25 protein-coding genes and 3 riboswitches are annotated in these 21,930 nt (G+C 39.6%); of the genes, 18 read left to right on the top strand and 7 right to left on the bottom strand.

Features of this window, described 5'->3' with window-relative positions; genetic code table 11:
- Window positions 1-132: 132 nt before the first annotated feature.
- Window positions 133-873: a tryptophan synthase subunit alpha gene (gene trpA, locus SULAR_RS07175; protein WP_008244526.1), complete on the bottom strand. Its 741-nt coding sequence runs from the start codon at window positions 871-873 to the stop codon at window positions 133-135.
- 168 nt (window positions 874-1,041) lie between these two features.
- Between trpA and panB the strand changes: the two genes are divergently transcribed.
- From panB to SULAR_RS07145, 6 genes are read left to right on the top strand one after another with little or no spacing between them, the layout of a single operon-like run.
- On the top strand, window positions 1,042-1,854 hold the full coding sequence (gene panB, locus SULAR_RS07170) for a 3-methyl-2-oxobutanoate hydroxymethyltransferase (RefSeq protein ID WP_008244525.1): 813 nt from the start codon (window positions 1,042-1,044) through the stop codon (window positions 1,852-1,854).
- Between the two features lie 11 nt (window positions 1,855-1,865).
- Entirely contained in the window at window positions 1,866-2,159 is a 294-nt protein-coding gene (locus SULAR_RS07165; RefSeq protein ID WP_081501844.1) for a BON domain-containing protein, read from the top strand.
- 3 nt (window positions 2,160-2,162) lie between these two features.
- Window positions 2,163-3,176, top strand: coding sequence for a Holliday junction branch migration DNA helicase RuvB (ruvB, locus tag SULAR_RS07160; RefSeq protein WP_008244522.1), 1,014 nt, complete (start codon window positions 2,163-2,165; stop codon window positions 3,174-3,176).
- Window positions 3,163-4,206, top strand: coding sequence for an AI-2E family transporter (locus tag SULAR_RS07155; protein ID WP_008244520.1), 1,044 nt, complete (start codon window positions 3,163-3,165; stop codon window positions 4,204-4,206). Before ruvB ends, SULAR_RS07155 begins: the two co-directional genes overlap by 14 nt.
- Before the next feature lie 19 nt (window positions 4,207-4,225).
- Window positions 4,226-4,906: a response regulator transcription factor gene (locus tag SULAR_RS07150; protein WP_038000240.1), complete on the top strand. Its 681-nt coding sequence runs from the start codon at window positions 4,226-4,228 to the stop codon at window positions 4,904-4,906.
- On the top strand, window positions 4,903-6,147 hold the full coding sequence (locus SULAR_RS07145) for an ArsS family sensor histidine kinase (RefSeq protein ID WP_008244516.1): 1,245 nt from the start codon (window positions 4,903-4,905) through the stop codon (window positions 6,145-6,147). The genes SULAR_RS07150 and SULAR_RS07145 overlap by 4 nt, the downstream gene beginning before the upstream one ends.
- Window positions 6,148-6,196: 49 nt before the next feature.
- Here the strand turns inward: SULAR_RS07145 and SULAR_RS07140 are convergent, their stop codons facing one another.
- The 4 genes from SULAR_RS07140 to hemB form a co-directional block, all read right to left on the bottom strand.
- Complete coding sequence (locus SULAR_RS07140; RefSeq protein ID WP_008244515.1) at window positions 6,197-7,501, bottom strand: (Fe-S)-binding protein; 1,305 nt, start codon at window positions 7,499-7,501, stop codon at window positions 6,197-6,199.
- A 166-nt stretch (window positions 7,502-7,667) separates the two neighbouring features.
- Window positions 7,668-9,035: an oxygen-independent coproporphyrinogen III oxidase gene (gene hemN / locus SULAR_RS07135; protein ID WP_008244514.1), complete on the bottom strand. Its 1,368-nt coding sequence runs from the start codon at window positions 9,033-9,035 to the stop codon at window positions 7,668-7,670.
- On the bottom strand, window positions 9,036-9,971 hold the full coding sequence (gene argF, locus SULAR_RS07130; RefSeq protein ID WP_008244513.1) for an ornithine carbamoyltransferase: 936 nt from the start codon (window positions 9,969-9,971) through the stop codon (window positions 9,036-9,038). It abuts the gene before it with no gap.
- A 141-nt stretch (window positions 9,972-10,112) separates the two neighbouring features.
- Window positions 10,113-11,084 (bottom strand): porphobilinogen synthase, encoded by a 972-nt coding sequence (gene hemB / locus SULAR_RS07125; protein WP_008244511.1) that lies wholly within the window; start codon window positions 11,082-11,084, stop codon window positions 10,113-10,115.
- A 172-nt stretch (window positions 11,085-11,256) separates the two neighbouring features.
- Here hemB and ribA point away from each other — a divergent pair, with 172 nt between their 5' ends.
- The 6 genes from ribA to SULAR_RS11170 all read left to right on the top strand — a co-directional run bounded on the left by ribA (window position 11,257) and on the right by SULAR_RS11170 (window position 17,125).
- Window positions 11,257-11,838, top strand: coding sequence for a GTP cyclohydrolase II (gene ribA, locus SULAR_RS07120; RefSeq protein ID WP_008244509.1), 582 nt, complete (start codon window positions 11,257-11,259; stop codon window positions 11,836-11,838).
- Between the two features lie 48 nt (window positions 11,839-11,886).
- Window positions 11,887-11,985: riboswitch (cyclic di-GMP riboswitch) on the top strand.
- Window positions 11,986-12,016: 31 nt separating this feature from the next.
- Window positions 12,017-13,801, top strand: coding sequence for an ABC transporter ATP-binding protein (locus SULAR_RS07115; protein ID WP_008244507.1), 1,785 nt, complete (start codon window positions 12,017-12,019; stop codon window positions 13,799-13,801).
- Window positions 13,773-14,231 carry a lasso peptide biosynthesis B2 protein gene (locus tag SULAR_RS07110; RefSeq protein WP_008244505.1) on the top strand — a complete coding sequence of 153 codons (459 nt, stop codon included), beginning with the start codon at window positions 13,773-13,775 and terminating at the stop codon, window positions 14,229-14,231. Before SULAR_RS07115 ends, SULAR_RS07110 begins: the two co-directional genes overlap by 29 nt.
- On the top strand, window positions 14,228-15,112 hold the full coding sequence (locus SULAR_RS07105; protein ID WP_008244503.1) for a hypothetical protein: 885 nt from the start codon (window positions 14,228-14,230) through the stop codon (window positions 15,110-15,112). Before SULAR_RS07110 ends, SULAR_RS07105 begins: the two co-directional genes overlap by 4 nt.
- A complete protein-coding gene (locus tag SULAR_RS07100) occupies window positions 15,109-16,965 on the top strand; it encodes an asparagine synthase-related protein (protein ID WP_008244501.1) in 1,857 nt (618 codons plus the stop codon). The genes SULAR_RS07105 and SULAR_RS07100 overlap by 4 nt, the downstream gene beginning before the upstream one ends.
- Window positions 16,949-17,125, top strand: coding sequence for a hypothetical protein (locus SULAR_RS11170; RefSeq protein WP_155993816.1), 177 nt, complete (start codon window positions 16,949-16,951; stop codon window positions 17,123-17,125). Before SULAR_RS07100 ends, SULAR_RS11170 begins: the two co-directional genes overlap by 17 nt.
- 61 nt (window positions 17,126-17,186) lie before the next feature.
- Here SULAR_RS11170 and SULAR_RS07095 read toward each other — a convergent pair whose 3' ends face one another.
- On the bottom strand, window positions 17,187-18,326 hold the full coding sequence (locus SULAR_RS07095) for a S8 family peptidase (protein WP_008244499.1): 1,140 nt from the start codon (window positions 18,324-18,326) through the stop codon (window positions 17,187-17,189).
- A gap of 178 nt (window positions 18,327-18,504) precedes the next feature.
- A riboswitch (cyclic di-GMP riboswitch) is annotated at window positions 18,505-18,584 on the bottom strand.
- 68 nt (window positions 18,585-18,652) lie between these two features.
- Window positions 18,653-18,732: riboswitch (cyclic di-GMP riboswitch) on the bottom strand.
- A gap of 243 nt (window positions 18,733-18,975) precedes the next feature.
- Between SULAR_RS07095 and SULAR_RS07090 the strand changes: the two genes are divergently transcribed.
- From SULAR_RS07090 to SULAR_RS07065, 6 genes are read left to right on the top strand one after another with little or no spacing between them, the layout of a single operon-like run.
- Entirely contained in the window at window positions 18,976-19,254 is a 279-nt protein-coding gene (locus SULAR_RS07090; protein ID WP_008244496.1) for a PqqD family protein, read from the top strand.
- Complete coding sequence (rsmG, locus tag SULAR_RS07085) at window positions 19,251-19,841, top strand: 16S rRNA (guanine(527)-N(7))-methyltransferase RsmG (RefSeq protein WP_008244495.1); 591 nt, start codon at window positions 19,251-19,253, stop codon at window positions 19,839-19,841. Before SULAR_RS07090 ends, rsmG begins: the two co-directional genes overlap by 4 nt.
- Window positions 19,838-20,050, top strand: a complete 213-nt coding sequence (locus SULAR_RS07080; RefSeq protein WP_008244494.1) for a PP0621 family protein — start codon at window positions 19,838-19,840, stop codon at window positions 20,048-20,050. Before rsmG ends, SULAR_RS07080 begins: the two co-directional genes overlap by 4 nt.
- 18 nt (window positions 20,051-20,068) lie before the next feature.
- Entirely contained in the window at window positions 20,069-20,455 is a 387-nt protein-coding gene (locus SULAR_RS07075) for a hypothetical protein (protein ID WP_008244493.1), read from the top strand.
- Complete coding sequence (locus tag SULAR_RS07070; protein ID WP_238536370.1) at window positions 20,436-21,125, top strand: rhomboid family intramembrane serine protease; 690 nt, start codon at window positions 20,436-20,438, stop codon at window positions 21,123-21,125. The genes SULAR_RS07075 and SULAR_RS07070 overlap by 20 nt, the downstream gene beginning before the upstream one ends.
- A gap of 34 nt (window positions 21,126-21,159) precedes the next feature.
- On the top strand, window positions 21,160-21,630 hold the full coding sequence (locus SULAR_RS07065; protein ID WP_008244491.1) for a hypothetical protein: 471 nt from the start codon (window positions 21,160-21,162) through the stop codon (window positions 21,628-21,630).
- A 2-nt stretch (window positions 21,631-21,632) separates the two neighbouring features.
- Here the strand turns inward: SULAR_RS07065 and SULAR_RS10925 are convergent, their stop codons facing one another.
- On the bottom strand, window positions 21,633-21,860 hold the full coding sequence (locus SULAR_RS10925) for a hypothetical protein (RefSeq protein ID WP_008244490.1): 228 nt from the start codon (window positions 21,858-21,860) through the stop codon (window positions 21,633-21,635).
- Window positions 21,861-21,930: the final 70 nt, after the last annotated feature.

Below are 21,930 nucleotides of genomic sequence, written 5' to 3'. Positions count from 1 at the left end.
ACTTTTATGGTTGAATAATTACTCTTTGGGGAGCTTTTTGGTCATATAGTAATATCCGCCACCCACGATAATAATCGATGCAACTAACAGAATAATACCAATTTTTATACCTGGATCCATCATATGCTCCTTTTAGCTGTTTATTTTTTCTTTGATCTCTTTTGCAATAGCAGAGATCTTTGTAATCTTTTGGCTATCACTCAAATGTTCATCTAAAAGCACTTTGACAAAAGCAGAACCAACGATCACCCCATCTACACCTTTGGCTTTATCTTTGGCAGTGTTTTCATCTACTCCGAATCCTACATAGACCGGTGTATCTGTAAATGCTTTGATATCTGTGATGATCGGCTGCAGATCTTCACTCTGTCCAGAACCTGTAATACCTGCATATGCCACTAGGTAGATGAATTTTTTTGCATCCGTCACAATCTGCTCTATCCGTGCTTTGGAGTCTGTAGGCGCAATGAAATCTATCAGGGTCAAACCTGCGGCTTCTATGGCCGGTTTATAAGGTTTTGCTTCTTCTAAAGGAAGGTCTGGAATGATGAAACCGTTCACACCGGCTTTGTTTGCTTCAGTGATGAAAGTCTCTAGTCCTTTGTGGTAAAAAGGGTTGAAGTATCCCATCCATAATGTATCTATATGGGGCGTTATCTTCGCAGACACTTCAAACAGATGGTCAAGTTTAAAACCGTTTTCCAAGGCTTTCAGGTTGGCTTTTTCAATGACAGGACCATCGGCTACAGGGTCTGAAAAAGGCATGCCCAGTTCAAGGGTATCTACACCTGCTTCTGCCAAAGCCAAAGCGGCATCTACAGTAAATTCCAATGAAGGAAAACCGGTGGTAATATAGGCAACTAAATTTTTCAATGTGAACTCTTTTATGACAATATGTAATATATTTTTGTTATTATACATTTTTTAGATAAAATGAGACAAATGAGATAAGAAGGAGAGTTTATTCTCTTGAGTGTCTAAACCGAAGCGCTCTAAGTAAAGCAAGAACGTGTAGGAAATACTTAATTATGTAGGAAGACTATGAGTATTCATACCCCAAAAATAGACAAAAAAGTCACTTTACCGGCCATTGGAAAGATGAAAGGCGTTGAACCTATTACTATGGTGACAGCGTATGATGCATTGTTTGCACAGATTTTTGATGGTGAAGTAGAGATGATACTTGTCGGCGACAGTCTTAATATGAGTTTTCTGGGAAAAGAAGATACACTGTCTGCAACCATGGATCAGATGATCTACCATACACAAGCCGTATGTAATGGCGCAACGTTACCTGTGATCGTCATGGATATGCCTTTTGGTACGTATACGTCACCTGAAGTTGCAGTCAAAAATGCAACAAGAGTGTATCAGGAGACCAACGCACAAGCGGTCAAGATAGAGGGCGGTAAAGAGAGAGCGCATATCATTGAGGCATTGACACAAAACTCCATTGCTGTACTTGGACACATAGGACTCATGCCACAGTTCATACGCAGTGAGGGTGGCTATAAAATACGTGGAAAAGACCAGGCTGATATTGATAAACTGATTGAAGATGCCAAGGCAATCGAAGCAGCCGGTGCATTTGCCATCGTAGTGGAAGGGGTGAAAGCAGAAGCAGCTAAAGCGATTACTGAAGCGGTCTCTGTCCCGACCATCGGTATAGGGGCAGGGAATGCTACTGATGGGCAGGTGCTTGTCTGGAGTGATATGTTTGGATTCTTTGAAGCCTTTAAACCGAAGTTTGTCAAGCAGTATTTTGATGGGGCAAAACAGGTACGTGAAGGGCTTGAGGCCTATCGCAATGAAGTCAAAGCCAGAGAATTTCCTAGTGATGAATATACCTATTAAGACAGTGGAAAATGACTAAAGGTTTGCTTGCGATGGGGATGGTTACAGGATTATGTTTACATGGCTGCAGTGACAACAGATCGGTATACCGTTCGGTAGCCAAGGCAGGTTCTGCTTCTGATATACAAGATAAACTGTTCACAACGCAGGCATTACGTGATATGGATATTAAAGTGGATACACAAAACGGTAAAAACATTTTATGGGGTACCGTTCATACGCAAAAGCAGAAATTTTTGGCAGGTTCGGTAGCGCGTTCCGTTGAAGGTTCAGGCATAGTAGTCAATCGATTGGTGGTAGAGTAATAGATGGAACGTATGGTTGAAATAGAACGTTTTGATGAAGAGGTATCTTATGAAGCGACACTTCGTCCCAGTTCATGGGATGAGTATATCGGTCAAGAGAAGATCAAAAAGAATCTGAAAGTCTTTATAGAAGCAAGTAAAAAAAGAGAAGAGGCATTAGACCACATTCTCTTTTTTGGACCTCCAGGTCTGGGAAAAACGACCATTGCAAATATTATCTCTACAGAGATGGGAGCCAATATTAAAACGACCGCTGCACCGATGATTGAAAAAGCGGGAGATTTGGCTGCGCTGCTTACCAATATCGAAGAGGGCGATATCCTGTTTATCGATGAGATCCATCGTATGTCTCCGGCTATAGAAGAGATACTCTACCCGGCTATGGAAGATTTCCGTTTGGATATCATCATAGGTTCTGGACCTGCTGCACAAACAGTAAAGATAGACCTGCCACGCTTTACACTGATCGGGGCAACGACAAGGGCAGGGATGCTTTCTAATCCTCTTAGAGAGCGTTTTGGCATGCATTTCCGTATGCAGTTTTATACCCCTGGTGAATTAGCACAGATTGTTGCACAAGCTGCCCAGAAATTGGACAAGCCGGCTCAAATACATGCGGCAACGGAGATAGCACGTAGAAGCAGAGGCACACCGCGTATCGCACTTCGTTTGCTTAAACGCGTAAGAGACTTCTCCGAAGTGGCCAATGAAGAAGAGGTGACATTGCAAAGAGCCCAATATGCTTTAGATGAACTGGGTGTCAATAATTTAGGATTTGATGAACAGGATATACAACTTTTGGAATTGCTAGTCTCTGCGAAAAACAAACCGATGGGACTCAGTACCATAGGTGCAGCACTGAGTGAAGATGAAGGTACCATCGAAGATGTTTTGGAACCTTACCTGATAGCCAATGGATATATAGAGAGAACCGCACGCGGACGTATCGCTACACAAAAGAGTTATGAACATTTTAAGCTTGGCGGAGTGAAGGACGGACTTTTTGATAACGAATAAAAGTATCACGATCACCATACTTTTTGTGCTTTCACTGATGGGTGCTTATAGCATCTACAAACCATTTTTACTCTCGATCTTGGTGGCGATGTTACTTACGATGGCAACATATAACTTGACAAAAAAGTTGATCAAGTATTTTAATTCCAGAAAGTTGAGTGCTATTTTTACCTCTTTGCTTTTGATATTGATACTTTTTGCGCCTATTGTGTATATGGCCACCACAGGGGTAGGGTATATCGCCAAACTTGATGTTGAAACCATTAATGAGGTTACCTCGGTCGTTCAAACCTTTACACAAAAGATACCTTATCTCAAGGAGTGGAGTCAGATAGGTTTGAGTGATGAAAGGATCGCCGGGTATATCCAAGAGTCAACATCTTACATGACCACAGCTGGTAGTGCCGGTCTAGGATTTGTGAAGAACATGATTCTTGTACTTATTTTTTATTTCATATTTAATTTCTATGGGGAAGGCTTTTTTGATCTGATCCGTGCACTGATGCCTGTGAGCAGGATGAAAAGTGCCAAGATGATACATGAGGTTTCCTCTACGATGGAAGTGGTTTTTTATTCTATTATCGTGACAGCCATTTTTGAAGGTTTTCTCTTTGGGATCATGATGAGCTACTTTGGGTTTAACGGGTTGCTTTTTGGGGTTATTTATGGTTTTGCTTCGTTGATACCTGTCATCGGAGGGGCGGTAGTCTGGATACCCGTGACACTGTACTCTTGGTCAAATATGGATGCAAACACGGCTATTTTTATTGCGGGGTATTCTATTGTGGTTATTTCGATTATTGCCGATACATTCATTAAACCTGTGATTATCAAAGTGATTAAAGAGAATCTTCTAAAAAGTACGATTGAGATCAATGAGATCGTTATCTTTTTCTCTATTATTGCAGGGATGAGCACCTACGGCTTTTGGGGGATGATATTGGGGCCGGCGATTACATCATTTTTGATAGCGATTACTAAAGTATATATAGATTATAATCATAAAGAACAAAGTAAACTCATCACTTAAGTTATAGAAGGAAGACATCATTATAAAAATACTTATTATAGAAGATGATCCGGAATTAGCACTCATCTTAACAAACTATCTTACAAAATATGATATGGAAGTCATAGGTGCTGAAGACCCTTATATAGGACTGTCACTTTTAACCCAGCATGAATTTGACCTGATCATTTTGGACCTGACCTTGCCGGGTATGGATGGGTTGGAAGTGATCCCTAAAATACGTGAACTAAGTAACATCCCGATTATTATCTCTTCGGCGAGAGATGATATCACCGATAAAGTGATCGGTATGGAACGCGGGGCAGATGACTATATGCCAAAACCCTATGATCCTAGAGAACTGGTGACACGTATCAAAACGATCTTGAGACGTACACACAGTGTGGATGAGAAAGTGCAGGAAAGAGAGGCACTTTTTGTTGCTGATCCTAATGCCAGAGAGATCAGGTTCAAAGGTAAGTCCTTGGAACTCACTGCTGCAGAGTATGATATCTTAGGGATGCTCCTGCAGCATAAAAATGGTTCTGTCTCAAGAGAGCAGCTTTTATATGAAAGTGAACATATTGATGATGAAAGTTCTATTAAAAATATTGATGTGATCATTTCACGAATAAGACAGAAGATCGCAAAGATCGATCCTGACAACATCTACATTAAACCGATCCGTGGTGTAGGATACCTTTTAACTGACAGAGTATGAGAAATTTATCTGTAACAACCTTTATACATATTCTCTTCTCTGTAGCAATTTTAATTTTGATCGCCACATTTTTACTTTTTCTCTCCTGGGATAAAGACCGGCATAAGATCGAAGAGTATAAACGTTATCAACTTATCTCTATTACCTTTCTCTCAAAACTACAGCTCAATCCGGGAAAAGAAGACTTGGATGCACTTTATAAAGACCTACGTGTAAAGCCACTCTCTGAGAAGAAGGCCACAAAGATCAAAAAACAGATAGAGACAGAGGGTGAAACAGTGTTTACCGGAGGTTCCTCACTTGGACAAGTAAGGGTATTCAGAATAGAAGATGAGCATTATATCTATGTACAACGCATGCAGCATAATCTTTTGTTGGAAGATGACAGGGCAGAGAATTATTATTTCGAGATCGCTGTGGCTTTGGGTGTGTTTCTTATTGCGGTGCTTCTTATACTCTATCTGGCGGTTTTAAGAAAGCTCTATCCTTTAAAAAAATTACATAAACAGATACAAAGATTTGCCCAGGGTGATATGCAGACACGGATCACCTATCTCTATGATGATGAGATAGGTAAGATCGCAAAAAGTTTTGATGATGCTATTGTGCATATCAATGCTCTAAGTACCTCTAAAAACCTTTTTATGCGTAATGTGATGCATGAGCTTAAAACACCTATTACCAAAGGGCGCATCGTAGTTGAAATGATGGAAGATGAAGCAAGTAAGAAGATACTTGTACGTGCCTTTGAACGGATGAATGAACTGATCTCAGAGCTTGCAGAGATAGAGAGAGTAACCACGCAAAGCTTCGAACCTACTTTTGAGTATGTGATGCTTGATGAAGTAATACGTAGAAGTCAAGAACTTTTGATGATGGCGAAAGATAATGTGACGGTAGATGTGAAAAATGTTGCTTTAGCCACAGATATCAAACTCCTTGCTTTAGCCATTAAAAATCTATTGGACAATGGCATAAAATACAGTAAAGACAAACATGTGACACTCAAAACCGTAGGGGACGGTTTAGAGATAAGCTCTAAAGGTGAGAAGCTGCAGCACCCGCTCTCTTATTATGTAGAGCCTTTTTCCCAAGAAGAAAAAAGAAGTTCAGGCTTTGGTCTGGGACTCTATATTGTGCATAATATCTTGGAAAAATTAGGGTGTGGATTGGACTATAAGTATGTTGATGGATACAATATCTTTGTGATCAAGGCAGGAGATGCCTGCCGTTTTGGTTAATTGAACCCTCTTAACAGCCTACGCACTCATAATGGGTTTTTCAGAGGGTTCAATCCTTAAGAGCCTCTGCTATAAGCTCTAAAGGATTTTTAAAGATCGTCTCTACATCGGCATTGTTCATCGCTTCACTGAGCTGTACACGACAAGCACTACACTCTGCACTCACATATTTGGCTTTTGTATCATTGATCATGGCTGCTTTTGGTTTTCCAGCAGCCTCTGCAAGATGGAATTTCTCCGTTTGCATAGTGACCCCGCCAAATCCACAACAGCGGTTTGGATCACTCATCTCTTTCATCGGATAGTTTTGCGCAAGTAGATTACGCGGTTCTTGCCAGATACCTTGTACTTTCCTTGCATGGCATGGGTCATGGTACGTGACGACATCATCAAACTTTTTACCTTTTTCTTCCAGTAGCTTGACCAGATCGGTATTGTTATAGAGCCATGCAGTGGCCATATGGATATTTTCAGCCACTTTTTGTGCACGTTCTTTCCATTCAGGCATATCATGATTTTCAAAGAAGACCTGCCAATCATGTTTTACCATGGCTGAACAGGTTGCTTCAGGGATCAACATGGCATCACATTCAACCATAAAACTCTCAAAGTATTCGATATTCTTTTTGGTCATATACTCTACAGAATCAACATCTCCCGTGAAGTAGGCAGGTGCACCACAACAGAGCTGTTTTTTAGGGATGAATACATCGATGTTCAATTGTTTGAGTATCTCTACCAAACTTTCGCCGATATCAGTATAGTTATAATTGGCAAGACATCCGATGAAGATGGCCACACGAGGGTTTTTCTCCTCTTGCACGGGTGCTGGTATTTCTTCAGGATGGCTATTTAAAAAGCTTGTCTTTGCCATGGATGGAAGCAGTCTTCCCTTTTTTACCATTGGAAGAGAAAACCTTGCTCTAAGCCCTCTGCCTTTTTCATCCACAGATAAGGCACAGGTTTTGAACATGAATCCAAGTTTCATGACAAGATCCATGATCTTACGGTGGCGGAGCAGGTAGAAAAATCCGCGTTTGAACCATGCAATACCAAATTTGTCAGCAATATCTGCACGTACTTCTTCAATGATCATATCCGTAGGCAATGAGTTAGGACAAACATCGACACAGTTGGTACATAAAAAGCAGCTTTCAAAGATATCTTTTGCATTTTTATCTAATTCCAAATGCCCTTGCTGATAGGCACCTAAAAGGTCAATGAACCCACGTGGAGAAGTCGTCTCATCCGGGTTGACCTGGTGAATGGTACATACGGGGATACATTTACCGCATTTGATACAGGCTTCACTGGTATCGGTAAAGTTGAAAATCTCTTCTAATTGTTTACTCATAATTCCTCTTGTTCAAGGTTTTGTTATCTACTTTTTTAGAAAAAGTAGGAAAAAATCGTTGACCTTCTCGAATCGTTTCGCTTTTCTGGCACTAAATGCCGATACCCCTCCGTCGCTAAAGCGAAAGTGGGGTGCAAGGTGTCAGGTCGACATTATTTATGGGGTATTATACCGTTTTTGAAAAACTTTTCTTGCTTTGGGCATACTTTTTCATATAGGCATCAAATGGCATCGCTATATTTCGTATAAGCAGTGTACCCGTAGTACTTACGGTGATCTTATCCTCAGTTATAGTGACTAGGTCAGCTTCTACAAACTCTTGCAAGGCTTCCAAGGCATCGGCAAAGTATGTTTTAAAGTCTATGTGATGCTCATTTTCCACCCTTTTCATATCTATGGAAAAGTTAGCCATGAGCTCCATGATCACTGCTTTACGAAGGTAGTCGTCATCACTTAGTTTTACCCCTCGCTCAAAGGGCAGTTTTCCTGCATCTAGTGCAGCCTCATAGACTTTCATATCTTTAGTGTTCTGCGCATAATAACGTTCACCTTCACCAATACTGGTAAGACCGATACCCACTAGGTTCGCGCCGCCTTTTGTCGTATAGCCTTGGAAGTTTCGATGAAGTTCACCTTTTTCGATAGCCCCAAAAAGTTCATCTTCAGGTTTGGCAAAATGGTCCATACCTACCATTTTATATCCATTACTTTCAAAAAAGTCAATAGTGTATTGGAAGATCTGTAATTTTACGTCCGGTGTCGGCAGTGTTGTTTCATCAAACTTGCGCTGTGTTTTCATCAGCCAAGGTACATGAGCATAGTTAAAGACTGCCACTCTATCTGGATTGAGCTGTGTGGAGAGTTCAAGGGTCTTTTTGAAAGTTTCCAGAGTCTGGTAAGGTAATCCATAGATGAAGTCTGTATTGATAGATTTTATACCATACTTTCTGGCAAGCTCTACTGCTTTTTGCGTGAGTTCCAAAGGTTGTATACGATGGATCTCTTTTTGCACTTTCTCATCCAGGTCCTGTACACCAAAGCTGATACGGTTAAAGCCATGTTTCTGAAAGACTTTCATTTGATCTTCGTTAAAAAAACGGGGGTCTATCTCGCAGCTGATCTCAGCCTCTTGACTCCAGTTGGGAAATTTTGATTTGATATAGGTCACGATCTCATCGAGTTCAAAGGCTTTGTAGTACGTCGGTGTACCTCCACCAAAGTGAAATTGTATCACTTCACGGGAGGTATCGATATGCTGAGCCAAAAGATCTACTTCTTTTTTCAGGTACTCAATGTACGTAGAGAGTTTTTTCTCTTTGGAAGTGAACACAACATTACATCCACAAAAATAACATGCGGATCTACAGAAGGGTAGATGTACATACAAGGAGAGTTTCTCCTTTGCATTTTCCAGGTAGTGAATATACTGATCATAGGTAAAGTTCTCATTGAACTCCAAGGCTGTAGGGTAAGAGGTATATCTCGGACCAGGCTTGGAGTATTTACTAAACTTTTCGAAATCTATAGTACTCATTTAGTCATTTTTGTCATTACGATGTGCATCCAGCCACACCATAATACCTTTTTGTGCATGTAATCTGTTCTCTGCTTCACTAAAGATGACCTCTTCGTGTTTTTCAAAGGTCTCTTCACTCACTTCGTAGCCTCTGTATGCAGGTAAACAGTGTAAGAAGATGGCATCAGGTTTAGCCAATGACATCATTGCTTCATCTACCATATATCCATTGAATACACGGATACGTTTTTCTTTTTCATCTTCTTGTCCCATAGAGACCCAAGTATCTGTAGTGACGACATCACAATCCTTGACTGCCTCTTTAGGATCGTTACCAAAAGTGATCTTCGCACCGCTCTCTTTGGCTATCTCGAGCGCCTCTTGGACGATCGTTTCATCACACTCATACCCTTTAGGTGTAGCCACTCTTAGTTCAAAACCAAGTTTTGCTGCAAGCATCAGCCAGGAGTGTGTCATGTTATTCCCATCACCGACATAAGCTACCACAGGATTCTTGTCTTTACCATGTTCGATCATTGTGAGATAATCCGTCATGAGTTGCACAGGGTGGTAAGAGTCTGTCAACCCATTAATCACAGGCACTTTAGAGTAACTCGCGAACTCTTCAAGTTTTGACTGTTCAAAGGTACGGATCATTACCATATCGACCATGCGGCTGATCACACGGGCCGTATCTCTCATCGGTTCGCCGCGCCCTAACTGTATGTCATTGGAAGAGAGGAACAGTCCCACACCACCAAGCTGGTAGATACCTGTTTCAAAGCTCACACGCGTACGGGTAGAACTCTTTTCAAAGATCATCGCAAGCGTTTGATGTTCCATGTAATGTACATACTTGCGTTGTTTTGTCTGTGCTTTTATCTTCTGTGCTAATGTTATCATCTCCAAGATCTCATCTTTTGTAAAATCTTTGAGTGTCAAAAAGTGTCTCATCACTACATCCTCATATCTTTCAACCTTGCATAAATTATAGATAAGTAAAGGGTTGAAAATTTAAAAGAAATCATTTTACCATAAAAGGGTTGAAAGTTGTAGAAGCCTGCACTTTTTAGGTATGTGCAGGGGATAAATGGGTTATTTGTTTAAAAGGATTGCTGCTTCTTTTGCATGATAGGTGATGATGATATCCGCACCCGCACGTTTAAATGAAAGGAGTGTTTCCATCATCACTTTCTCATAGTCTATCACACCTGCTTTTGCTGCCATTTTGAGCATAGAGTATTCACCAGAAACATTGTAAACAGCCAGAGGTAGTGACGTATTATTCTTGACATCTCTTACCACATCAAGATAGGCAAGTGCAGGTTTGACCATCAGAATGTCCGCACCCTCTTTTTCATCTTCTATACTCTCCTGAATGGCTTCATTTCTATTCGCCGGATTCATTTGGTACGATCTTCGGTCCCCAAAACTTGGGCTCGATTCAGCTACATCACGGAAAGGTCCATAATAGGCCGAAGCGAATTTGGTGGAGTAAGACATGACAGGAAGGTTTACAAATCCTGCTTCATCCAATCCGTTACGTATGGCAGTGATCATCCCGTCCATCATACCTGAAGGTGCGATCATATCGACACCTGCTTTAGCATGCACTACAGCTTGTGCAGCCAGGTTGTCAAGTGTAATGTCATTGTCAACCGTATGGAGTACAGGGTCAAGTACACCGCAGTGGCCATGGTCAGTATATTCGCAGAAACAGAGATCCGTAACCACAAACATATCAGGGTGTGCAGCTTTGACCTCACGTACCGTTTGTGCGATGATTCCATGTTCACACAGGGCATCTGATCCTACAGAGTCCTTGGTGTCTGGGATACCAAACAGGATGATAGCGTAGATACCAAGTTTTTTGAGTTCACCGCACTCTTTAACGATCTCATCGATGCTCATTTGGAATACACCAGGCATAGAACCTACCTCTTCTTTAATGCCTGTACCGCTTTTTGCAAAAAGCGGGTAGATGAAATCATTGACATTGAGGTGTGTCTCTTGAAGGAGGTCTCTTAGGACGGGATTAATTCTTTTTCTTCTAAAACGTGCGAACATATTATTCCTTGATTGTTGTAGTGACTGATCATGTGAGCTTGTTACTGTAGAAACACAGCGTTAGCGTAGCAAAAAAGGGTTTTATTCTTTTTGCATGATAATTAAATATGTATTTTACACTAATTATGGATTATTAATTATTAATTGTCCATTCTTAAAGTATAATCTCATCATGATTACTATAGATATATCACAAATCGCTACGTTACCAACCAAATATGGCACCTTTAAGATACAAGCCTTCAAAGAGATGACAAAAAACGGTGAAGGTAAAGAGCATTTGGCCATTTTTACAGATAACTTATCGGATGAACCGATCGTGCGTGTACATTCTGAATGTCTGACCGGTGATGCACTTGGCTCAGTGAAGTGTGACTGTGGCGAGCAATTGCAATATGCACTGGAACTTATTGCAAAAGAGGGTGGAATGATCATTTACCATCGTCAAGAAGGACGGAATATAGGATTGCTCAATAAAGTGAATGCCTATGCTCTCCAGGATGCAGGCTTTAACACTGTAGAAGCAAACCATCAATTAGGATTTAAGGCAGATGAACGTACTTATGAAGTGGTTGAGTTCATTTTAAATCATTTTGGTATTAAAAAACTCAAACTGCTGACCAATAATCCTAAAAAGATAGAGAGCCTGGGAGACATTGAGATCGTAGAACGCCTACCTATCCAAATCGCGCCTAATCCTCACAACGAGGGGTATCTTCAAGTGAAAAAAGACCAGATGGGACATCTGCTTTAACGTCATTGTAAAAAAATATCATATTTATGATATACTCATAAAAATTGATAAGATAAATGCTACACCTGTTGTGAGGCAGGGTCAGAAAGCCATGGGTCTTTCATACTATCATTTGATAGTAACAGAGAAGATTGCCAGGTTACCTAACTTAATGTACGGAACAAAACAATAGGTTAAGATGACAGGCAAGTATACATTTAAGACACTCCATGATCAGATAAAGGCACAAGAGAGAGATTTTTGGCGTACCAACCTGTTGGGGATAGGTGCAACGTTGCTTTTGCTTCCTATCCCAATGCTTATGCCTCTTTTGATAGACGAGGTCCTGCTCGGGCATCCAGGGAAGATGACAGAATTCATTTCCAGTATCTTTGGGAATTCTGAAGTTTGGTTGTATATCTCTGTGATACTCGCAGTGATACTCACATTGAGATTTCTAGCATTTTTTTTGAATAACAAAAAAACTTTCTACGCAACTAAAATCACACAAAAGATAAGTTATCTACTACGACATCGAATCTTACATCATTTAGAACGTATCTCACTTTCAGAATATGAGTCACTGAAGTCAGGGAACATCGCTTCAAAGAGTGTGCAGGATGTAGAGAGTATCAGTGGTTTTGCCGGACAGATAGTTACCACACTTTTAAGTGCTTCTCTCATGCTGCTGGGTATCGCTGTGATCATGCTTTGGATGAATTGGGTCTTGGCATTATTGGTGTTTTTACTCAATCCTTTTTTCTTAGCTTTTTCTAAACTTTTGGGACGTAAGACAGGAGAACTGCTTCGACGTCAATATAAAGCCTATGAAATGTATCATGAACTCCTGAATGAAACACTTGAACTTTTTATACAGGTACGTGTGAGCAACCAGGAACGAAGTTTCTTTGGTATTCTTCAGGGACGTGCAAAAGAGATCGAGTCGGCATCACTTGACTATGGGTACAAAGCTTCTGTTGCACAAACTTCATCTACACTTTTGACCAATATGGTAGTGGATATCTTTCGAGTACTGGGCATCGCTGCAGTGGCATATTCAGACTTAACCGTTGGAATGATGATAGCTTTTCTTTTTTACCTTTCTACTCTTGTTTCTCCTATGCAGCAATTGATGGGATTGGTCATCTCCTATCAAACTATCAAACCGGCACTTGAACGTATCAATACATTACTTACTCTTTCCCATGAACCACATTATCCACATGAGTGTAACCCATTTGAAGATAAAAAAACGACTTCTGTGGAGTTAAAAGAGATATCTTTTGCCTATGATAATGGTAAAGAGGTACTGCACAATATAAGTTTAAAAGCAAAAGAAGGGCAAAAGATCGCACTTATTGGTCCTAGCGGAAGTGGTAAAACCACCATTGCCCAGATCACGGTAGGGTTTTACCCTTCACATGCCGGGGAGATACTGTATGGAGGTATCCCCATAGAACAGATAGGCTTACCCATCGTACGCGAGAATACGGCACTCATGTTACAAGAAGCACTCTTTTTCAACGATACTATTCGTATGAATCTCACTCTTTTCAAAGAAAAAAGCGAGACTGAGATCTATGAAGCACTGAAAGCGGCACAGCTTGAAGAGTTTGTCTCTAAGTTAGAAAATGGTCTGGAAACACATATCGGTAAAAACGGTATCCGTCTCTCTGGAGGACAGCGTCAACGGCTCGCCATAGCCAGGTTGATACTCTCAGATCCAAAGATCGTTATATTTGATGAATCCACATCTGCCTTAGATAACGAAACAGAGTATCATCTCTATGAAACACTAGAGACATTTCTTAAAGACCGTACCACAATCATCATAGCACACAGGACGACAACGATCAAACAGGCAGATCGTATCTATTTCATTGATGATGGGCGTGTAAAGGCAGAGGGAAGTTATGGTGAACTTCGGAAAAGAGGACTGATACAGGAAGATTTTTATGCTGAGAAAAATACAAAAATTTATTAAATTGTCTAGTAGAGAGAAGAAACTTTTCTTGGAAGCCTATATCATGCTTGGCATCATGCGTGCAGCGATTTTGACTCTCTCTTTTAAGCGGTTAACTCGTTCTTTGGAGCATCAAAAAAGCAAAGGTGAGGTAATCCCATTGACGGGTGATGAGATGCAGACTGCAACTTTAGTAGGGCATGCAGTCACCAGAGCAGCTGAACATACTCCCTGGGAGAGTGCATGTCTGGTACAGTCACTTACTGCACAGAAAATGCTGCAAAAACGCGGTATTCCAGGGGTTTTTTATCTTGGGGTAGCAAAAGATAAAAATGTTGAAGAGAAGATGAAAGCACATGCCTGGTCCCAGTGTGGCGATATGATACTTACAGGGGTTAAAGGATATGAAGAGTTTACGGTGATTTCGACGTTTGGTTGGGGAAACGAATGATAGTATATGGTACACGGATTAAAAGCGACATTGACTTCCCTCTGGATCTATCGCATGAAACAACTTCACGATATGAAGTAGAACTCTCTTCAAGAGTACCAGATAAATTCAAAACATTTATTATCTGCGGTTTTCCGGCTTATTGGGCTCATGGGCGTAATGTATATTTCTATAGTGATCGTGAATTTGAGAGGAATGAAGCAAGGCAGCCATTTTGTTATGAAGTTGCTGATGTAGTTCGTTTTTATTGGCTTGGAGGAGAGAGGACGATTTACTATGAACTAGATAAAGAAGGTGATTCTAATCTGTTGAGTTTTTGGTTTATTCACCTGATGTTACCGCTTTATCTTACCTTGGAGGAGCAATACGATTTTCTTCATGCAGGTGCAGTCGAAGTAGAAGGAAAACCTATACTATTCATTGCGCCTTCCATGGGTGGTAAATCAACCATGACGGATTACTTTATCAAGCAGGGACATACACTTGTTTCTGATGATAAGGTTCCGACTTTTATAAAGGATGGTAAATTTATGGCTGTGGGTTCATTTCCTTATCATCGTCCATACAGGAAAGCTGAAGATTTAGGTTACCATGTTGACAATTTCATAACTGACTTTAAACCTATTCATGTTTTTTATGTATTGGAAGGTGTGGATGAAAGTAATGAAGTATCATTTGAAGAAATTAGAGGGTTTGAAAAGTTTGACAACCTTTTAGCAAATAATATTTATTTATTCTCTTTTCTAAAGCCAAAACGACTGAAGCATCTTTCTCAAATGCTTAACACTATAAAGGTTTTTCGTGTTCAGATACCTTGGGATATGGAACGTCTTAGTGAAGTGCATGATAGTATCTGTCAGCATAGCAAAGGTTTATCATGAGTGGTATCTGTGGGATTATCAGGTTTGACGATAAACCGGTAAATAAAGAAACAATTCAAAGAATGCTTGATACGATGAAAATACAGGGGAGTGATACAGAAGGTATTTGGATTGATGGTAGTATAGGGTTAGGCCATAAAATGTTATGTACAACGCCTGAATCATTATATGAAAAACAACCTTTAATATCGGAAGATGAGAATCTAGTATTGGCTGCAGATATACGCTTGGATAATCGTTCTGAATTAATTGAAAAATTAGGCAGAAAAGCAACCAATTTTGATAAAATCACTGACGCAGATTTGATTTTATGGTCCTATCAAAAGTGGGGGAAGCATTGTCCAAGCTATTTGAATGGTGATTTTGCATTTGCAATTTGGAATAATAAAGAAAAAAAACTTTTCGTATCTAGAGATAGATTTGGAGTTCGACAACTTTATTACTATTACAATAAAGAAATATTAATATTTGCCACTTCTATTGAGCCAATTTTTGCATCAGGATTTCTCAATAGAGTTTTAGATATACAATCTGTTAAAAAGTATATCAAGTTTATGGCATTGGATCGAAGTGAAAGTTTTTTTGAAGAGATAAAACGGCTCCCCTCATCTAATTGGATGACAATATCAAAAAATCAATTTAAAATGGAAAGATATTGGTATCCAGAAAAGATTCAAACCAATAGCACCATATCATTAGAAGAGGCTGCAAAAGAATTTTCTACCTTATTTCATAATGCAGTTAAATCTTCTTTGAGATCATCACACCCTCTATCAGTTGAACTCAGTGGAGGATTGGATTCTTCGTCAATATATTCTGTAGCTATATCAATGGGTATGACACAGCGATTTACAGCGCATACTATGCAACATAAAGGTCTAGCAAGTGATGAGACATACTATATTCAACAATTAGAAAAAAAGTTCAAATCAGATATTCTCAAGTTTGATATCAATGAAATAGACTTTACAAAGTATAATCTGTCAAATTTTTACGCAAAGTTTCCGAATATCCCTCAGAGAGGTAATTTCATTGAATTTGTGATGAAGAATAGGATACTTTCTAAACGTGGAACTAGGGTGGTCATCACTGGAATGGGAGCAGATGAGGTACTTGGAGGAGATGATTCATTTATGTTACAGCATTTGAAAGATTTAAAGTTTGTGCAACTTTTTAAAACAATAAGATGTATTGGAAGACGAGCGCAGTCAAAGTCTATTTTCATTAAGTTTATCTTTTCATTATTTTTTGTTGATCGTTTGAAAGAGAGTATTCATAATACCATTAATCATGTACAATCAAAACTATTCTTTAAAAATACTTTGTATATGAAAGAGATCGAACTTGATAAAGAAGTTGATAATAAGTACATAAAATTATTTGGATTAGATTTTCTCTCACCGCACTTCTCTTATTGGATTGATTTTAATGCATTACAAAACTATAGCAATGATGGGATTGAAGTTCGTTATCCCTTTTTTGATACGAAGCTAGTTGAATTCATTATCAGTTTACCTCCCGAGTATCTTCATCATTGCGGAATATATAAAAATATACTAAAATTGGCCATGGATGGTATTGTACCAGATAGTGTTTTGTATAGAAATAATAAAACCAGTTTAGTTCCTGGGATAGAATTACAAATGAAACAAATATTTACCGATTCAAATATATCTCACCAGAATTTAATTAATTTGGAACTCCTAAAGGAAGAGACTTCAGCGCATTTGACAAGGGAATATTTTTCTGGCAATATGCTAACAGAAAATCTTCTTAATTTATGGACTCTCTGTAATTTGGAAAATTGGTTAGAAATAAATAGAAATGAGGGTAAGGATGAAAAAAAACTTTAGTATAAAAAAATATAATAAACCGGAAATAAAAAATTTAGGGAAAATTGGAACTAAAACCCAATATAATAAATCGACAGCAGGTGCCGATGGTACAAGTAGCACACATTATAATAAGGGGCAAGATACCGGGTTTGGTGGTGCTGGTACAGTTACTCCTTAGTAACTTCATAGAGCCTAAAAAAGCAGGGAAGTTTTTTCTTTCCCTGTGTACTTTGTGTATCCTAATAGATTGCTAGATCAGCTCGAACGAGTCCGGCTCCTTGTTCATTTGATAATAAACCCAAATCTTCCGCACTGTTTTTCAGTTTAGCTTTGACTTCATTTGGTGTAAGTGCTCCATGTACTGAGAGTACCAGTGCGGCTGCTCCTGTGACATGAGGTGATGCCATACTGGTCCCGCTCATGGTTGTATATAATCCATCAATAGCGGTAGAATTGATTCCTACACCAGGAGCCGCCAGATCGATCTCTGCTCCTCTGGCTGAACTTGCAGCCAACAGATCAGCAGAGTCGACAGACGATACAGCGATAGTTTCAGGATATTTGGCTGGGTAGAGAATGGCACCGCCCGTATTTCCAGCAGCTGCAACCTGAACGATACCGGCATTATGGAGTGCGATAACTGCATCCTGTAATGACTGGTTTGAGTAGAGAGCACCAAAACTCATATTGACTACCTGCATATTGTTGTCGATACACCACTGCATTCCATCAAGAATATCAGAGAGTGCTCCTTCATTTTTACGGTCCAGAACTTTGACAGGGTAGAGGTTTATCTGCGGCCCTACACCGACAACACCTATCGTGTTATTCACTGCCCCGATGATACCTGTGACATGTGTCCCGTGGCCATGATCGTCTGCAGCGCTTTTTCTTGAACTGATGGCATTATAGTTTCCTTTGATATTGTCGATCAGGTCCAAGTGATCGAGATTAGCTCCGGTATCGAGAATGGCAACATTGACCATAGTACCGTTGGAGTCTCCCCAGGCGATATCTGCTTCGATCCTGTCAATGCCCCACGGAAGCTCTTGCAGTGGTTGTTCTCCTCCACCCGGAGCAGTTCCATGCACTATGATATCTTCATCGATACGTACGATCTCAGCACCTAAATGCTCTTCAAGTGCACTTTGTGCCTGCTCAGGAAGATAGACTGCCATACCGTTGATGATCTTCAGCGGTTTGATGGGTATCGCACCGGTTTTTTTTATTAAGTCTACTTGCGCAGCTTTATTCGAGAAACTTTTTTGGAAAACGATGATTTTACGTGGTGTTTCTGCAGGTGATGCAAACATTGCCGAGGTAAAAGTCAATATAGACAAAAGGATGGCATAAAGGTTAAAGAATTTATTTTTTCGCATATTATATCTCCTATAATAATAAATTATTTTCAACATCAAATTATAGTTTTACTATCATTTCTATTTGATTTGGCGGGGGATCATAACAAATGAATGTAAAGAAAGTCTAAAAATGTATAACTTTCTCCCAAAAAACAATAATCATATTTTATGTTCTGTTAAAAATAATATAATTTATTTAGGCAACCTGGCGATCTTTACAGTGTAAGACCCATGGCTTTCCGTCCTTGCTTCACAACAAGTTTGGCACAACAAAATAATTTTGAATTAAATAAAATTTGATAGATAAACTAATGGAGAAGTAAGAGGGAATACATAGATGAGTATTTGGCAACCTGGCGATCTTTACAGTGTAAGACCCATGGCTTTCCGTCCTTGCTTCACAACAAGTTTGGCACAACAAAATAATATTTAAAAAGAGCTAGTTTTATATAAACATTACAAATTATTGTATATTTCCGATTAAATGACTCTTAAAATCTTAAATTATATTTATGATATACATGAATTTAGCATTATTTTTTATGAGAAATCATCTAAATGTGGAAAGTTCAATACAAAAAGCCAAATTTTAACCTATCTGTGTAAGTACACTTATACTCCTATACTCAAATAAATGCTATAATTTATCAAAAATAAGAGAAATAACATGAACCTCAATCAAACAGTGATATTTGTAGAGACGGTTTTCGCACAAAAAGTCGATGGTGAAATGGTACTTTTGGATATGGAGAGTGAAAACTACTTCGGGTTGGATGAAGTAGGTACGGCTATTTGGCAGGCAATGCAGGAGTATGGAACGTTGCAAGAGGTGTTTAATGCACTGTTAGAACAGTATGCTGTGGAAGAAGAGGTATTGAAGAAAGATCTTTCTGATTTTGTAGACAAGTTGGTTGAGAGTGGGTTGGTAGAGGTAAAAGAGAATTGAATCTGTCGCAACACTTAGATAAAGAAGGGATCCTACTGTCAAGTGAGATCATCGTAAAGCTGGAGCGTTTTGCTTTACTTTTGCATGAATGGAACCAGATCCACAACCTTACGGGGGCTAAAACCATAGAGGCTATTTATGTCAATATCGTGGATTCGCTGTACCCTTTGACTTTTATAAAAAACCCAAAAACACTGTTAGATGTAGGCACTGGTGCAGGATTTCCTGGACTTGTACTTGCGATAGCACAGCCCGATACCAAGGTAGTGCTTGCCGAGCCTCTTAAGAAGCGTGTCTCTTTTTTAAAGTATGCAGCTATAGACTTGGAACTTCCCAATGTCACTGTAGAAGCAAAGAGGGTTGAAACCGTGGAGCATGATGCGTTTGATCTCATCAGTTCACGCGCTGTGACAAACACAAAACTGCTTTTAGATCTGACCTCTAAGGTTAGTGATGCACACACTGAGTATCTCTTTTACAAAGGGTCACGTGTATTTGATGAGATAGAAGATGTACAACATCAGCTAAGATATGATATAGTACAAAAAAATCAACGAAATTACCTCTATATAAAGACTGAAGAATGATCTTAAAACTACTTATTTTTGCTATTGCCGCTGTGCTTATCTATAAGTTTTTCGGCGGAAAACTTCCGACATTTGGGAAAAGCCCACATGAGAAAAAGTTGGATGATGATACACTTGTGGAATGTGCTAAATGTCATACCTATGTGACAGTGAAAGAGAGTATCATTGTAGGCGGTAAGTATTACTGTTCTCCAGAATGTACACCATAAAACTATAAAGGAATACACATGATCATTATTGGACACCCATGGATAAAAAGTAATCGTTTTTTTAAAGTTTTTTCTATCAAAGGTATTGAGAAGAGTCAGGCTGATGATATCATTTTACTGGAACCTTTAGTTGACTCTCATACCTATGCTGTACATTGTCAAGAAAACAATGTACCTTTTGCAGTCGTAGCCAATAATTTGGAAGATGCACTGTTTGCGAATGCTTTAGGGGCAAAATATATCATCTGCGAAGAAGATGATGCATTGATGATCCAGCCTATAGCGAATGAGTATCTTTTTGATACCCGTATTCTTGTGCTCATTCATAGTGAAAAAGAGATCAGCAAGATTGCCAGAGGTGGTGTGGATGGCGTGATCTTCGCAGATGCTATCTATGAAGGGTGATATCCAACGTTACAGACTTACCTATATACTGCTGGCATCCAGTAGCGTAGTCTATCTTTTCTCTGCACTATTAAGCCAGAGTCTGAGTGATATGGATATGCAGGTGCTTGTAGATATGGGTGCATTGTTCGGTCCATTGACTGTGCTTAAAGGTGAGTGGTGGAGGCTGTTGACTGCCATGTTCCTGCATGGCGGTATGACCCATCTTCTGATGAATATGTTCTCTTTGTATCTTGTAGGCCGTGGTGCAGAGATGTATTTTGATACAAAGTCCTACCTAAGTATTTACTTCTTCTCTGGGATCATTGGTGGACTTGTCTCTCTTTATATCCATCCCGTCTCTGTAGGTGTGGGTGCATCTGGTGCGATCTTTGGTGTTTTTGGTGCACTGGCAGGGTTTTTTCTGGCACATAGAGAAAAGATAGCTTCACATACCAAAGCATTTATGAAAGACTTTAGTATTATCATCGCGATCAACCTTGTGATAGGATTTTCTATCCCTTCCATAGATGTGAGTGCACATATCGGAGGACTGATCGTAGGATTTATAGGTGGTTTTGTACTTTCGAAGGATCCGAAATGGATCTGGGGGTATAGTAGTGCCATGGTACTGCTCATCTTAGCTATTATTTCCTATCTTCCTGATCACTATGCAAAGATACTCTTTTAAATTAATCCTCCTCTCTTTTCTGTTGGTAGGGTGTATGGTTAATGCACCTTCGGTACCGCAGTCCAAGATCAGAGAACTTGCACTGCTTTTTCAGTCAATGGACAGCACGATTCCCCAAAATGAAGCGATACAGCTTTCCAAAGATATTTTTCATAAAACAGGACAATTGACAGAGGAGTTTAAAATGACCTATCCTCCCCAGTTTCACAATTTTTTAGTGACTGTGGGTGTACGAGAAAAAGGACTTTGTTATCATTGGAGTGATGCTTTGTATCTCTATTTGTCCAAGAAGCATTATCCTGCTTTTGAGTTTCATTTAGTAGGTGCAAATGTGGGAGAATACTTTTTTGAACATAATGCCCTGGTGGTGGTAGACAAAGGCGGAAAAATCAAAGAGGGGATCATCATAGATCCGTGGAGAGAGTCAGGAGAACTCTATTTCTCCAAAGTAGAGGATGACCCGGACTATGTATGGATACACAGACCCACAAGGGGATGTCCTTAATTTTATTCGGGTAGAGGCTCAGGTTCCATTCCTGCTTCACGCAACTCGGCCTCTTCTGCAGCGATAGCTTCTTTTTGTGCTTCGGAAAGTTCTTTTTTAGGCTCTTGTACTTTTTGCTTTTCTTGGATGACCTCTGTTTGGGTACCATTGGTTTCATTTTCGTCTGCTATGGCACTATTTTGAAGCAGTAAAAAAAGCGAGAAAAGAATGTTTGAAAAAACTTTAGACATGATACACCTTTCAACAATTTTAGAAAACAGTGTACAAAATTTTGGGAAAAATTGCAACAACGTTGAAACG

It is taken from the genome of Sulfurovum sp. AR, from assembly GCF_000296775.1.
Classification (GTDB): domain Bacteria; phylum Campylobacterota; class Campylobacteria; order Campylobacterales; family Sulfurovaceae; genus Sulfurovum; species Sulfurovum xiamenensis.
The sequence above is the reverse complement of the archived record's forward strand: the minus strand, read 5'-3'. Positions and strand labels throughout refer to the sequence as shown.

Excerpts from the sequence above, each read along its gene's own strand:
- ribA (WP_008244509.1), top strand. The coding sequence starts at position 11,257 with ATGATTACTATAGATATATCACAAATCGCTACGTTACCAACCAAATAT.
- SULAR_RS07075 (WP_008244493.1), top strand. The coding sequence starts at position 20,069 with ATGATCATTATTGGACACCCATGGATAAAAAGTAATCGTTTTTTTAAA.
- SULAR_RS07065 (WP_008244491.1), top strand. The coding sequence starts at position 21,160 with ATGGTTAATGCACCTTCGGTACCGCAGTCCAAGATCAGAGAACTTGCA.
- hemB (WP_008244511.1), bottom strand. The coding sequence starts at position 11,084 with ATGTTCGCACGTTTTAGAAGAAAAAGAATTAATCCCGTCCTAAGAGAC.
- SULAR_RS07070 (WP_238536370.1), top strand. The coding sequence starts at position 20,436 with ATGCTATCTATGAAGGGTGATATCCAACGTTACAGACTTACCTATATA.
- SULAR_RS11170 (WP_155993816.1), top strand. The coding sequence starts at position 16,949 with ATGAAAAAAAACTTTAGTATAAAAAAATATAATAAACCGGAAATAAAA.
- SULAR_RS07095 (WP_008244499.1), bottom strand. The coding sequence starts at position 18,326 with ATGCGAAAAAATAAATTCTTTAACCTTTATGCCATCCTTTTGTCTATA.
- SULAR_RS07145 (WP_008244516.1), top strand. The coding sequence starts at position 4,903 with ATGAGAAATTTATCTGTAACAACCTTTATACATATTCTCTTCTCTGTA.
- SULAR_RS07105 (WP_008244503.1), top strand. The coding sequence starts at position 14,228 with ATGATAGTATATGGTACACGGATTAAAAGCGACATTGACTTCCCTCTG.
- hemN (WP_008244514.1), bottom strand. The coding sequence starts at position 9,035 with ATGAGTACTATAGATTTCGAAAAGTTTAGTAAATACTCCAAGCCTGGT.
- panB (WP_008244525.1), top strand. The coding sequence starts at position 1,042 with ATGAGTATTCATACCCCAAAAATAGACAAAAAAGTCACTTTACCGGCC.
- SULAR_RS07080 (WP_008244494.1), top strand. The coding sequence starts at position 19,838 with ATGATCTTAAAACTACTTATTTTTGCTATTGCCGCTGTGCTTATCTAT.
- SULAR_RS07110 (WP_008244505.1), top strand. The coding sequence starts at position 13,773 with ATGCTGAGAAAAATACAAAAATTTATTAAATTGTCTAGTAGAGAGAAG.
- ruvB (WP_008244522.1), top strand. The coding sequence starts at position 2,163 with ATGGAACGTATGGTTGAAATAGAACGTTTTGATGAAGAGGTATCTTAT.
- SULAR_RS07090 (WP_008244496.1), top strand. The coding sequence starts at position 18,976 with ATGAACCTCAATCAAACAGTGATATTTGTAGAGACGGTTTTCGCACAA.
- SULAR_RS07165 (WP_081501844.1), top strand. The coding sequence starts at position 1,866 with ATGACTAAAGGTTTGCTTGCGATGGGGATGGTTACAGGATTATGTTTA.
- SULAR_RS07100 (WP_008244501.1), top strand. The coding sequence starts at position 15,109 with ATGAGTGGTATCTGTGGGATTATCAGGTTTGACGATAAACCGGTAAAT.
- SULAR_RS07140 (WP_008244515.1), bottom strand. The coding sequence starts at position 7,501 with ATGAGTAAACAATTAGAAGAGATTTTCAACTTTACCGATACCAGTGAA.
- argF (WP_008244513.1), bottom strand. The coding sequence starts at position 9,971 with ATGAGACACTTTTTGACACTCAAAGATTTTACAAAAGATGAGATCTTG.
- SULAR_RS07115 (WP_008244507.1), top strand. The coding sequence starts at position 12,017 with ATGACAGGCAAGTATACATTTAAGACACTCCATGATCAGATAAAGGCA.
- SULAR_RS10925 (WP_008244490.1), bottom strand. The coding sequence starts at position 21,860 with ATGTCTAAAGTTTTTTCAAACATTCTTTTCTCGCTTTTTTTACTGCTT.